Source organism: Frigoribacterium sp. Leaf263 (assembly GCF_001422285.1).
GTDB lineage: Bacteria > Actinomycetota > Actinomycetes > Actinomycetales > Microbacteriaceae > Frigoribacterium.
On the sequence record NZ_LMMO01000003.1, the window covers coordinates 866,141 to 878,311 of the forward strand.

General features: G+C 71.5%; 12 protein-coding genes. 6 read left to right on the forward strand and 6 right to left on the reverse strand.

The annotated features are described in order from the left end of the window. Positions 1-21 precede the first annotated feature (21 nt). Both ASF17_RS08020 and ASF17_RS08025 read left to right on the forward strand, forming a co-directional pair. Entirely contained in the window at positions 22-846 is an 825-nt protein-coding gene (locus ASF17_RS08020) for a TrmH family RNA methyltransferase (protein ID WP_055797569.1), read from the forward strand. After that, complete coding sequence (locus ASF17_RS08025) at positions 843-2,108, forward strand: D-alanyl-D-alanine carboxypeptidase family protein (RefSeq protein WP_055797572.1); 1,266 nt, start codon at positions 843-845, stop codon at positions 2,106-2,108. The genes ASF17_RS08020 and ASF17_RS08025 overlap by 4 nt, the downstream gene beginning before the upstream one ends. 33 nt (positions 2,109-2,141) lie before the next feature. Here the strand turns inward: ASF17_RS08025 and ASF17_RS08030 are convergent, their stop codons facing one another. Further along, a complete protein-coding gene (locus ASF17_RS08030; protein ID WP_055797575.1) occupies positions 2,142-2,930 on the reverse strand; it encodes an SGNH/GDSL hydrolase family protein in 789 nt (262 codons plus the stop codon). A gap of 39 nt (positions 2,931-2,969) precedes the next feature. Here ASF17_RS08030 and ASF17_RS08035 point away from each other — a divergent pair, with 39 nt between their 5' ends. The 4 genes from ASF17_RS08035 (at position 2,970) to ASF17_RS15525 (ending at position 7,707) form a co-directional block, all read left to right on the forward strand. Next, complete coding sequence (locus ASF17_RS08035) at positions 2,970-4,163, forward strand: acyl-CoA dehydrogenase family protein (RefSeq protein ID WP_235476433.1); 1,194 nt, start codon at positions 2,970-2,972, stop codon at positions 4,161-4,163. A gap of 36 nt (positions 4,164-4,199) precedes the next feature. Next, positions 4,200-5,498: a DNA polymerase IV gene (dinB, locus tag ASF17_RS08040; RefSeq protein WP_055797578.1), complete on the forward strand. Its 1,299-nt coding sequence runs from the start codon at positions 4,200-4,202 to the stop codon at positions 5,496-5,498. Between the two features lie 77 nt (positions 5,499-5,575). Beyond that, positions 5,576-7,354, forward strand: coding sequence for a DEAD/DEAH box helicase (locus tag ASF17_RS08045; RefSeq protein WP_055798502.1), 1,779 nt, complete (start codon positions 5,576-5,578; stop codon positions 7,352-7,354). A 98-nt stretch (positions 7,355-7,452) separates the two neighbouring features. Then, the gene (locus ASF17_RS15525; RefSeq protein WP_055797583.1) at positions 7,453-7,707 is read left to right on the forward strand and encodes a hypothetical protein; all 255 of its coding nucleotides are present in this window, start codon (positions 7,453-7,455) and stop codon (positions 7,705-7,707) included. Here ASF17_RS15525 and ASF17_RS15530 read toward each other — a convergent pair. The 5 genes from ASF17_RS15530 to ASF17_RS08075 all read right to left on the reverse strand — a co-directional run bounded on the left by ASF17_RS15530 (position 7,656) and on the right by ASF17_RS08075 (position 12,135). Then, positions 7,656-8,222, reverse strand: coding sequence for a hypothetical protein (locus ASF17_RS15530; protein ID WP_156357343.1), 567 nt, complete (start codon positions 8,220-8,222; stop codon positions 7,656-7,658). The two genes, ASF17_RS15525 and ASF17_RS15530, sit on opposite strands and share 52 nt — an antisense overlap. Positions 8,223-8,352: 130 nt before the next feature. Then, the gene (locus ASF17_RS08060) at positions 8,353-9,354 is read right to left on the reverse strand and encodes a glycine betaine ABC transporter substrate-binding protein (protein ID WP_055798504.1); all 1,002 of its coding nucleotides are present in this window, start codon (positions 9,352-9,354) and stop codon (positions 8,353-8,355) included. A 45-nt stretch (positions 9,355-9,399) separates the two neighbouring features. Further along, the gene (locus tag ASF17_RS08065; protein WP_055797588.1) at positions 9,400-10,176 is read right to left on the reverse strand and encodes an ABC transporter permease; all 777 of its coding nucleotides are present in this window, start codon (positions 10,174-10,176) and stop codon (positions 9,400-9,402) included. After that, complete coding sequence (locus ASF17_RS08070) at positions 10,173-11,498, reverse strand: ABC transporter ATP-binding protein (RefSeq protein WP_055797592.1); 1,326 nt, start codon at positions 11,496-11,498, stop codon at positions 10,173-10,175. Before ASF17_RS08070 ends, ASF17_RS08065 begins: the two co-directional genes overlap by 4 nt. Then, on the reverse strand, positions 11,485-12,135 hold the full coding sequence (locus ASF17_RS08075) for an ABC transporter permease (RefSeq protein WP_442855738.1): 651 nt from the start codon (positions 12,133-12,135) through the stop codon (positions 11,485-11,487). The genes ASF17_RS08070 and ASF17_RS08075 overlap by 14 nt, the downstream gene beginning before the upstream one ends. Positions 12,136-12,171 lie beyond the last annotated feature (36 nt).

The window sequence follows — 12,171 nt, forward strand, 5'->3', positions numbered from 1 at the left end:
CCCCACCGCCTCCGGAGCCCCGTGCGCATCACCCGCATCACCGATCTCGACCACCCGGCCCTCGCCGACTACCGCCGACTCACGGACGTCGCGCTGCGCCGGGTGAGCGAACCCGAGGGCGGGCTCTACATCGCGGAGTCGTCGAAGGTCATCGAGCGGGCCCTGCGGGCGGGCCATGTGCCCCGGTCTGTGCTCATGACGGAGCGCTGGCTCGCGGACATCGAGCCTCTGGTCGCCGACTTCGAGGGCGAGATCTTCATCGGCGACGCGGCCCTGCTCGAGACCCTGACGGGGTATCACCTGCACCGCGGGGCCCTCGCGGCGATGCACCGCCCCGCACTCCCCGACGTCGCCGCGGTCCTCGCCGACGCCAGACGGGTCGTCGTGCTCGAGGACATCGTCGACCACACCAACGTCGGGGCCATCTTCCGGGCCGTCGCCGGACTCGGGGCGGACGCCGTGCTCGTCACGCCCCGATGCGCCGATCCGCTCTACCGCCGGAGCGTGCGCGTCAGCATGGGCACCGTCCTGCAGGTCCCGTGGACGCGCCTCCCGGAGTGGCCCGAAGGCGGCGACCTGCTGCGGGCGGCGGGCTTCGAGGTGGCCGCCCTCGCGCTGTCCGACGACGCGGTGCCCCTCGACGCCTACTCCGCCGACCCTCCCGAGAAGGTGGCGCTGCTGCTCGGGACCGAGGGCGACGGACTGAGCCGCGCCGCCCTGCGATCGTCCGACGTCGTCGTCACGATCCCCATGCTGCACGGCGTCGACAGCCTCAACGTCGCGGCCGCTTCGGCGGTGGCCCTCTGGGCGCTCCGGGTGCCCACGATGACGTCCGTCGAGCGATGACGGCTGCGACCGGCCCCACCGCCGGGTCGCGGCTCGGCGCACGGCGCCGTCGGCGCGGGGTCGTCGCCGCCCTCACGGCGCTGGTCGTGGTCGCCGGGTCGTACACGTCGGTCATGCTGCTCGGCCCCACCTCGCCCGCGGCGGCGACGGCCTCGACCTTCGAGGCGCCCGAGCAGGCGGCCCCCGATCTGACGTTCCCCGGCTACGGGGCGACGGCCGTGCAGGCCCTCGGCTACGACGACAGCCTCACGACGAGCGGCGACGATCGCGCCCGTCCCATCGCCAGCATCAGCAAGGTCGTCAGCGCGCTGGTCGTGCTCGACGAGCGGCCCCTGGATGGCGGAGACGGTCCGACCATCACGTTCGACGCGGACGACGAGGCGCTCTACGACTCCTATCTGGCGCAGAACGGCAAGGTCGCGCCCATGCCCGCCGGCCTCCGCCTGACCGAGCGTCAGGCCCTCGAGGTCTCGCTGATCGAATCGGCGAACAACTACGCCGACGCGATCGCCCTGTGGGCCTTCGGCAGCTCGGAGGCGTTCGTCGAGGCGGCCGACGCCTGGCTCGACGACAAGGGCCTCACGTCGACCACGATCGTCGAGCCGACGGGCATGTCACCCGCGAACACGAGCACGGCCACCGATCTGGTCGCCCTGGGGCGACTCGCCCTCGAGGACCCCGTCGTGGCCGAGATCGTCCGCACCGACAGAGCGGTCATCCCGGGAGTCGGCGAGATCGAGAACTCCAACGAGCTGCTGGGCATCGACGGCGTGACCGGCATCAAGACGGGCACCCTCGACGAGGCGGGCGCGTGCCTGCTGTTCTCGGCGGACTACACGATCGGGGACGACACCGTGACGGTCGTGGGCGTGATGCTCGGCGGGGTCGACCACGACTCGCTCGACGTCGACGTCACGGCGCTGCTCGGCAGCGCGCTCGCGCGGTTCCAGACGATCGATCTGACCCGCTCGGGCGACCCCTTCGCGCGGTACGACCTCCCCTGGGGAGCGACGTCCGAGGCCGTGACGACCGAGGACGCCTCCGTGCTCGTCTGGGGGGACGAGACGATCGAGGCTCGCGTGACGACCGATCCGATCGGGCCCGACGCCGCTGGCGCCGAGGTGGGGGTGGTCCGTTTCACGGTCGACGACGAGACGGTCGAGGTGCCGCTCGTGCTCGCCCGCGACATCCCCGAGCCGGGCGCCTGGTGGCGGCTGACCCACCCGGGCGAGATCATCGACGGGCTGACGCGCGCCTCCTGACCCTCGCCTCCTGACCCTCGCTTCGGCGCGGCGTCAGACCTCGTCGCGGTAGACGACCGTGACGGCTTCGGGCCGTTTGGGCTGCCGGCCGTCGCCCGACGACTGATGGCGGATGCGACGGACCACCCAGGGCACGAGGTACTCCCGCGCCCAGCCCATGTCCTCGGAGCGGGCCTGACGCCAGGGTCGTCTCTGGAGCGGCTCCGGCTGGAAGGGCTCGAGGTCGTTCTCGACCGCCAGTGCGGCCAGGACCATCCGCGCGATGGTGTGATGACCGAGGGGGCTGAAGTGGAGGCGATCCGGCGCCCACATGCCCGGGCCCGACAGCTCGCGAAGCGCCCACATGTCGGCCACGACGGCGTCGTGACGCTGCGCGATCGCATGGACGTGCTCGTTGTAGATGGCGACCTTGCCCCGCATCCGACCGAGGACGGGGGTGGCGCCGATGTCGGGGCCGGTGAAGACGACGACGGTGGCGCCCTCGCTGCCGAGGCGCTCGACGAGACCCTCGAAGCCCGCCGCGACCTGGTCGGGGTCGGTGCCGGGGCGGATGATGTCGTTGCCCCCGGCGGAGACCGTGACGAGGTCGGGGCGGAGAGCGAGCGCGGCGTCGGCCTGCTCGTCGATGATCTGCTGCAGCAGGCGACCGCGGACGGCGAGGTTCGCGTAGGCGAAGTCGTCCGTCGACGATCCGAGGACCTCGGCCACCCGGTCCGCCCATCCCCGGTGCCCGCCGGGGGACTTCTCCTCCGGGTCGCCGATGCCCTCCGTGAACGAGTCTCCCAGAGCGACGTACCGCGACCAGGGGTGCTGCTGTGACATGCCCACCACGTTACCCGGCGACCGGAATACTCTCGACCCGTGCAGACACCAGGACCTCGGATCAGGATCGACCGCGACACATCGCCGGAGGACGCCCTGCCGGCCGACCTCCTCGACCGGTTCCGGGCCCGTGCGGCGGTCGCGGACCGGGAGAACGCGTTCCCCGGCGAGGACCTCGCCGAGCTCCGCGAGCGGGGGTGGCTGCGCCTGTTCGTCCCGCAGGACCGAGGAGGCGCGGGTCTCGGACTCGAGCAGGTCGCGGCCCTGCAGACCCGCCTCGCCACGGCCGCCCCGGCCACCGCCCTCGCGGTCGGGATGCACCTGGTCTGGACGGGCTGCGCCGCCGTGCTGCGGGCGAGAGGCGACGAATCGCTCGACTACGTCCTGGACGAGGCCGCCCGCGACGAGATCTTCGCCTTCGGCGTCAGCGAACCGGGCAACGACCTGGTCCTGTTCGATTCGGTCACCCGGGCGGAGCCGGACGACGACGGCGGCTACCGCTTCAGCGGGACGAAGATCTTCACCTCGCTGTCTCCTGTCTGGACCCGACTCGGGGTGTTCGGCCGCGACGACGCGGACCCGGGTCGACCGACGCTGGTGCACGGGTTCCTGAGGCGCGAGGACGGCGGCCACGAGTCGCTGGGCGACTGGGACACCATCGGCATGCGCGCGACCCAGAGCCACACCACCCGACTCGACCGGGCACCCGTCGCCGCCTCGCGGATCGTCCGACGACTGCCCGTCGGCCCCTCGTCCGACCCCTTCGTCTTCGCGGTGTTCGCCGTCTTCGAGACCCTCGTCTCGGCCGTCTACCGGGGGATCGCACGACGCGCCGTCGAACTCGCGGTCGAGGCGGCCACCACGCGCACGTCGCGTCGCGCGGGCGGGGCGCCGCTGTCGTCCGACGCGGTGATCCGGTGGCGGATCGCGGACGCCGCCATCGCCCTCGACGGCATGGAACCGCAGGTGGACACGGTCGCCCGGGACGTGGACCGGCTGGTCGACCACGGGGCGGCCTGGTTCCCGCGCGTGGTCGGGTTGAAGACGCGGACGACCGAGACCGCGCGCGCCGTCGTCGACCAGGCCGTCGCCGTGACGGGCGGCGCGTCGTACCGGACGTCGTCCGAGCTCGGCCGACTGCAGCGCGACGTGCTAGCCGGGCGCTTCCACCCGTCGAGCACGGACTCGGCTCATGCGACGACGGCCGCCTGGCTGCTCGGTCCCGCCTCCTGATCTCCGGATGTCGGAGGCCCGTGTGAGGATGCACGGGTGAGCAAACAGGACGGCAGCGGGCGACTGGTCACCAGCCATCCCACCGACGACGCGACGGCTCCGATCCTCCACGTCGACATGGACGCCTTCTTCGCCTCGGTCGAACTGCTCGATCGCCCCGATCTGGTCGGTCAGCCGGTCGTGATCGGTCATCGGTCGGAGCGCTCGGTCGTCACGGCCGCGACGTACGAGGCACGGAAGTACGGCGTGAACTCCGCGATGCCCATGGCGATCGCGCTCCGGCGATGCCCGCAGGCCGTCGTCCTCGAGCCCCACGGCGAGAAGTACCGTCACTACTCGTCGATCGTCATGTCGATGTTCGACGACGTCACGCCGATGGTCGAGCGGCTCGGCATCGACGAGGCCTTCCTCGACGTCTCGGGGTCCATCCGCCTGATGGGGTCGCCCTTCGAGATCGCGACCGAGCTCCGCCGCAGGGTGCACGACGAGACGGGACTGCACTGCAGCATCGGCGCCGCCTCCACGAAGTTCGTGGCGAAGCTCGCGTCGAGCGTCGCCAAGCCGGACGGCCTGCTCATCGTCCCTCACGACGAGACGCTCGGGTTCCTGCACCCGCGGCCGATCAGCGGGCTCTGGGGCGTCGGGGGCAAGACGGAGGAGACCCTGCTCAACCTCGGCCTGCGGACCATCGGCGATGTGGCCGCCGCACCCCTCGACACGCTCGTGCGGGCCGTGGGCCCGGCAGGCGGTGCGAAGCTGCACGCCCTCTCCTGGGGCCGCGACCCGCGGTCCGTCACGACGACGACCGAGGAGAAGAGCGTCGGGCACGAGGTCACGTTCTCGAGCGACGTGACCGACCCCGTCGAGATCCGTCGCGAGCTGCTGCGGCTCAGCGACAAGGTCGCCGTCCGTCTCCGTGCCGCCGGCATGAGCGGACGCACCGTCGTGCTGAAACTGCGGACCACCGACTTCGTCACCATCACGCGCTCGAAGACGCTCGCCGAACCCACGGATCTCGGTCGACGCATCTACGACGAGGTGCGTTCGGTGTACGAGGCGACGGGCAAGCAGCACGAACGCATCCGGCTCGTGGGCGTCCGGGTCGAGCAGCTGGTGGCGGGTGCAGGGGGCGGCTTCTCGCTCGGGCTGTGGGACGACGACGCCGACTGGCGCGAGGCCGAGTCGACGATGGACGCCCTCCAGGCGAAGTTCGGTTCGGCGATGCTCACGCCGGCGTCGCTCCTCCGCCCCGGCAACGGTCGGCCGGGCCGGCGCCGCACGGGCGCTTCGCCGGTCGAGCCGCCCGCCGACCCCGGGTACAGTGGGGTCGAGTGAGCACAGCTAGCGTGGACGACCCCTCGGGGCGCGACGACCCCCGCGGCGACAGCACCCTCGACCTCACGGACGTCGGCGTGTCCGCCGGCAACTCGGCCGCCGAGCACCTGTCTCCCGCCTTCCCCGAGCGAGCCGCCTGGGGCACCGCGGCCAAGCTCCGTGCCTGGCAGGCCGAAGCCCTCGAACAGTACTTCGCGACCTCGCCGGTCGACTTCCTCGCGGCAGCCACACCGGGCGCGGGCAAGACGACCTTCGCTCTGCGACTCGCGACGGAGCTCCTCTCGCGCGAAATCGTCGACCGGGTCGTCGTCGTCGCCCCCACCGAGCACCTCAAGAGGCAGTGGGCGGACGCGGCCGATCGGGTGAATCTCCGTCTCGACCCGATGTTCAAGAACGCCGACGTGACCTTCGGCCGCCACTACCACGGTGTCGCCGTGACCTACGCGCAGGTGGGCATGAACCCCGAGGTGCACCGGGCTCTGACCGAGGCCGGTCGCACCCTCGTCATCCTCGACGAGGTGCACCACGGCGGCGACGCCCTCAGCTGGGGCGACGGCATCCGCGAGGCCTACGGCAAGGCGACGAGGCGGCTCTCCCTGACCGGCACCCCGTTCCGCTCCGACACCGCACCCATCCCGTTCGTCACGTACACGGCCGACGAGCAGGGCATCCGGACCTCCCGCTCCGACTACGCCTACGGCTACGGCCGGGCTCTCGCCGACGGCGTCGTGCGCCCCGTGCTCTTCATGGCCTACGCCGGTCAGATGCGCTGGCGGACCCGCATGGGCGACGAGATGAGCGCCTCCCTCGGCGAGGCCGTCACCAAGGACATCACGGCGCAGGCCTGGCGCACGGCGCTCTCGCCTCAGGGCGACTGGATCCCGGCCGTGCTGTCCGCAGCCGACAAGAGGCTCACCGAGGTCCGGCGCGGCGTCCCCGACGCCGGCGGGCTCGTGATCGCGACCGACCACACCGCCGCCCGCCAGTACGCGGCCGTGCTGCAGAGGATCACGGGGGAGCGCCCCACGGTCGTCCTCTCGGACGAGAAGGCGGCCAGCGACCGGATCCAGGCGTTCTCGGACAGCGACAGCCGGTGGATGGTGGCGGTCCGGATGGTGTCGGAGGGCGTCGACGTGCCTCGGCTCGCCGTCGGCGTTTACGCGACCTCCGCCTCGACCCCGCTGTTCTTCGCCCAGGTCGTCGGCCGGTTCGTCCGAGCCCGTCGCCGCGGCGAGACGGCCTCGATCTTCCTGCCGAGCGTGCCGAGTCTCATGGCCCTGGCTGGGCAGCTCGAACTCGAGCGCGATCACGCCCTCGACCGGCCGACCACGGCCGACGACGGCATCTTCGCCCCCGAAGAGGACATGATGGCCGCCGCCAACCGCGAGGAGAAGGCCTCGAGTCTGCTCGAGCAGCAGCCGTTCGAGGCCCTCGATTCGCAGGCGTCGTTCGACCGGGTCCTCTACGACGGCGGCGAGTTCGGCACCGGTGGCGAGATCGGCAGTCTCGAGGAGCTCGACTTCATCGGCATCCCCGGTCTGCTGGAACCCGACCAGGTGCGCGATCTCCTCCGTCAGCGTCAGGCCACGCAGGCGCGCCGATCATCGAAGACGGGGATGCCGGCCGCGGCCGCCCCGATCGAGACCGCCCGACCGCTCTATCAGACCATCAAGGAGCAGCGTCAGGAGCTCAGCCGGCTGGTGTCCATCTGGTCGCGGCACTCGAACGAACCCCACGGCCTCATCCACGCGGACCTCCGTCGGATCAGCGGCGGCCCGTCGGTGGCTCAGGCCAGCACGGAGCAGATCCAGAAGCGGATCGACGTGCTCCGGGGACGCATCGGCAACCGCAAGTAGCCCCTGCGCCGCCGTGATCCGCCCCGGATCCGCTTGACCGGCTTCTCGGGCCGGGGCTCGCGCCGGACCCTGCCCCGGGGTCCGCGTACGATCGGGGGATGCTCGATCCGCTCGGAGAACGTCGCTGGGTCGTCCGTCGCGAAGACGGTTCCGCCCCGTTGGCGCTCGTGGAGCGGTTCGGCGGGGGTTACCGACTGACGCGGTGGTCCATCGTCGAGAGAGAGCAGCGCCCCCTCGGGGTCTTCACGTCGGCGGAGCAGGCCGAGACCGCCTGGTGGCGGCATCTCGACCGAGACCACGGTCACCGCAGCGGCAGCACCTCGGCGAGGGCGAGACGCCTCGGCGAGGACTGAATGCGCTCCCGTCTCGCCCCTCCGCCGATGTCCCGGCTCAGGCCGCCCTGATCCGCCCTCGACGACGCGCCCGCGATCGACGCGGACGCCGCGGACGCCGGTAACGCCGGCGCCACCACCCAGGGGCGGACGCCGACGTCGGTGCAGCCCAGCACGGAGCGGACGACGAGCCCCGGCGACGAGTCGAGCGTGCTGAGGGACTCGCACCACGCCCTGTCCGAATCGTTCGGCTCTGCCCCACCCGGGCGTTCGATGACGAACGACACCCAGGCGACCTCGAACTCGGCGACCACCGCCTCCAGGGCACGGCCCCATGCGAGGACGGCCGACCGCGACGGCCGCTCGGGGATCCCCTCGAGGGGGACCATCATCGGGAGCTGCACGTCATCGCGGTCGAAGAACAGCGTCCACAGCTGACGGCGGACGGCCACGGGCAGCAGCTCGGCCACCCGATCGGCGAGATCGTGAACGCTCGAGACGGGCAGATGGGCGGGTGAGGGAGGGCGGCAGGTCATGGCTTCAGCCTGCCGGGGGCCTGCAGCTGATCGGAGCCGCTCCACAGCCCGGGTCGCTCTCCGTGCCCGGCCTTCTGATGGGGAGGGATCATGGCCCTCTCGCCGGACGACCGTGCCACGACACCGGCCGTCAGGGACGCGTGACGAACCCCTTCTCGATCATCCAGTCGAAGGCCACGTCGGCCGGCTCCTCCCCTTCGACGTCGACCCTGAGATTGAGACCACGGAGCTCCTCGTCGGTGAGCTCGGGCGAGATCAGGTCGAACACGTCGGCCAGTTCGGGGTACGTCTCGAGCGTCGCGGTCGACAGCACCGGGGCCGCGTTGTAGGCGGGGAAGAACCCCTGGTCATCTTCGAGGACGGTGAGGTCGAGGGCGTCGATGCGACCGTCGGTGGTGAAGATCTCGCCGAAGTTGCAGTTGCCGCGATCGGTCGCCTCGTAGACGGTGCCGGTGTCGAGGATGCTCACGTTGCTCGTCGGCACCCCGTCCGGAGCGCCCAGCTCGAGGCCGTACCTCTCGAGCATGGGCTTGAAGCCGTCGGCACGACTGTTGAACTCGGCCTCGACGCAGAACGTGCGCTGCTCGACGGGGAGTGCGGCGATGTCCGAGAGCGTGGCGACGTCGCCCAGCTCGGCCACCGCCTCCGATCGGACGGCCATGGCGTACGTGTTGTTCAGGGGCGCCGGCTCCAGCCAGGTCAGGCCGTTGGCCGTGTCCGCGTCGCGGACCGCCTCGTACTGCTCCTGCTGGTCGGGGATGCCCGCGGCCTCGCCGAGGTAGGTCAACCAGGCCGTGCCCGTGTACTCGTACGTCATGTCGGCGTCGCCGTCGAGCATGAGCTGTCGGACGGCGACGCTGCCCGGCACGTTCGTGAGGTCGGTCACCTCGAAGCCCGCGGCCTGTGCCGCGAGGACGGCGATCTTGCCGAGGACGAGCTGCTCGGTGAAGTTCTTGGCGGTCACCGTGAGCGCCGCGTCGTCGGGCAGGCCCTCGATCGCCTCGATCGACCCGGGCGCCACGGCGGGCACGAAGGCGGTGGCGGGCTGCAGGCCGCACCCGGCGAGCCCGGCCACCGTCGCTGCGGCGAGCACGCCCGCGAGAGCGCCGCGGACGGCCGGCCGACGGTGGATGCGCGAGGTCGATGAGCGCGGGCGGGAGTCGTGATGGACCACGGGTCAGAGTCCCTTCGGCCGGGCGACGTGTTCGACGAGTCGCCCCAGCCAGTCGATGAGCAGGGCCAGCAGGGCGATGAGGATCGCGCCCGAGACGAGGACCCGGGGGAGGAACAGATTGACGCCGGTCGTGATGAGGAGCCCGAGCCCGCCCGCCCCGATGAACGTGGCGAGGGCGGCCGAACCGACGAGGAGGACGAGGGCGGTGCGGATGCCCGACAGCATCACCGGCACGGCGAGGGGCAGCTCGACCCTGAGCAGCACCGAGAAGGCGCTCATGCCCATCCCTCGTCCCGCCTCGACGAGTCGGGAGTCGACGCTCTGCAGACCGATCATCGTGTTGCGGAGCACCGGCAGGACGGCGTAGAGCACGAGGGCCACGACCGCTGCTCGGAACTCGAAGCCGAGCCAGAACGCCAGGAGGACGATGAGGCCGATCGCGGGGGCCGCCTGTCCGAAGTTCGCGACGGCGAGCACGCCCCCGCTGATCTTGACGAAGGGACGACGCGTGAGCAGGATCCCGAGGGGGATCGCGATCACGAGCACGATCAGCGCCGAGACGAAGGTCAACGAGAGGTGCTCGCTCATCAGCGACACCAGGGTGTCCGGGTTGAGCGTCGTCCGTTCGCCGGCGCTGAGGTCCGCTGCCGACAGCCAGACGGCGAAGGCCCCGAAGCCGAGGAGGACCGCCACCGGTTGCGGGACGAGCCCCAGCCAGGTCGGACGGTGTGCGCGACTCGACCCCGCGCCGGCGGTGCCGACTGCGGTGGCCGCGCTCACGATCGCCCCTCGGACGAGGCCGGGGTCTCAGCGCCGGTCGACCCGGGCTCGTCGACCGGTCCCGGCCCGCCCGAGGGCCGGGCGTCGCGCGCCGTGACGTCGACCACGTCGAGCTGGCCCGTGTTGGTGCCGACGGGCGTGTACTCGGCGGCCACGGCGGCCGCCTTCCGGGCACGGGTGATCGCCTCCATGACGACCTCGACCGTGATGACGCCGATGAACGAGTCACGGCGCCCGGTCACGAGCGCGGCCCCCGCGCTCGAGACGAGCATGGTGTCGAGCGCGTCGTTCAGGGTCGCCCCGCTGCCGATCACCGGGAGGTCGGCGTCGACGGTCGCGGCGACGGTGTCGACGCGCGAGAGCCGGCGCGTCGACGGCCAGGCGATGGGCCGGTTGCGCTCGTCGACGACGACGACGTGGTTGTGCCCGGCGGCCTTCGCCCGGGCGAGCACCTCAGCACCGGACTCGCCCGGGGACGCGACGACCGCCTCCTCGAGATCGACGTCGCCGACCCGGGACAGCGTCAGCTGCTTGAGCCCGGCGCCGGAGCCGATGAAGTTCTCGACGAACTCGTTCGCCGGCTCGGCGAGGATCCGCTCGGGGGTGTCGTACTGCACGATGTGCGCCCCCTCCGAGAACACGACGATCCAGTCGCCCAGCTTGACCGCCTCGTCGAAGTCGTGCGTCACGATGACGATGGTCTTCTGCAGCTCGTGCTGGATGTTGATGAGCTCGTCCTGAAGACGCTGCCGCGTGATCGGGTCGACGGCCCCGAACGGCTCGTCCATGAGCAGCACCGGCGGATCCGCGGCCAGGGCCCGGGCGACGCCGACGCGCTGCTGCTGCCCACCCGAGAGCTCGCGGGGGAATCGATCGCGATAGGTCTCCGGGTCGAGCGACACCAGCTCGAGCAGTTCGTCGACGCGGGCGGCGATGCGCTCCTTCGACCAGCCGAGCATCTTCGGAACGATGCCGATGTTCGTCGCGACGGTCATGTGCGGGAACAGCCCGCCGGCCTGGATGACGTAGCCGATCCGACGGCGCAGATCATCACCGTCGATGTCCGTCACGTCGTCGTCCCCGAGCACGATCCGCCCCTCGGTGGGCTCGATGAGGCGGTTGATCATCTTCAACGTGGTCGTCTTGCCGCAACCGGACGGGCCGACGAGCATGACGATCTTGCCGGCGGGGATCTCCAACGTGATCCCGTCGACGGCCGGCCTCGTCTGGCCGGGGTACCGCTTGGTGACCTGCTCGAGGCGGATCGCCTTGCCCGAGACCTCTCCGGTCGACGAGACGGCGGGGGAGTCAGTTCTGGACACGGATACCTCGCGAGATGGTCAGGCGGCCGAGGCCGACGAGCAGGAGATCGAGCACGGCGGCGAGGACGACGACGCCGACGACACCGGTGACGACGGAGGCGAGCGCGTTGGCGCCGCCGGTTCGGGACAGACCCGAGAAGATGAAGCCGCCGAGCCCGGGCCCCAGGCTGTACGCCGCGACGGCCGCGATGCCCATGACCATCTGAGCGCTGACGCGGACACCGGTCAGGATGATCGGCCAGGCGAGCGGCAGCTGGACCGTGAGCAGGGTCCGCATCGAGCCCATGCCCGCGCCGCGCGCGGATTCGAGCAGCGAGGCGTCGACCTCGTTCAACCCGACGACCGCGTTCCGGAGGATGGGCAGGGTCGCGAAGAACGTGACGATGGCGACCGCCGGAGGCACGCCGAAGCCGAGGAACGGGATGAGGAGGCCCACCAGGGCGAACGACGGGAGCGTCAGACCGACGGCGGACACGCCGTTCGCGACGGCGCTCAGCCAGGGGGTCCGGTGGACCAGCACGGCGATGACGACGGCGAGGACGACTGCCAGCACCACGCATTGGACCACGAGGCTGAAGTGCTGCCAGGAGGCGAACCAGATCTGGTCCCACCTCGCCGCCACGTACTCGAACACCATCGCCGCCCGCCCCTCGTCAGCCGGGCCGATCCGACC

What these genes read in the sequence shown, in the direction of transcription:
- ASF17_RS08025 (WP_055797572.1), top strand. Translation starts at nt 843, where the DNA reads ATGACGGCTGCGACCGGCCCCACCGCCGGGTCGCGGCTCGGCGCACGG.
- ASF17_RS08030 (WP_055797575.1), bottom strand. Translation starts at nt 2,930, where the DNA reads ATGTCACAGCAGCACCCCTGGTCGCGGTACGTCGCTCTGGGAGACTCG.
- ASF17_RS15525 (WP_055797583.1), top strand. Translation starts at nt 7,453, where the DNA reads ATGCTCGATCCGCTCGGAGAACGTCGCTGGGTCGTCCGTCGCGAAGAC.
- ASF17_RS15530 (WP_156357343.1), bottom strand. Translation starts at nt 8,222, where the DNA reads ATGACCTGCCGCCCTCCCTCACCCGCCCATCTGCCCGTCTCGAGCGTT.
- ASF17_RS08075 (WP_442855738.1), bottom strand. Translation starts at nt 12,135, where the DNA reads ATGGTGTTCGAGTACGTGGCGGCGAGGTGGGACCAGATCTGGTTCGCC.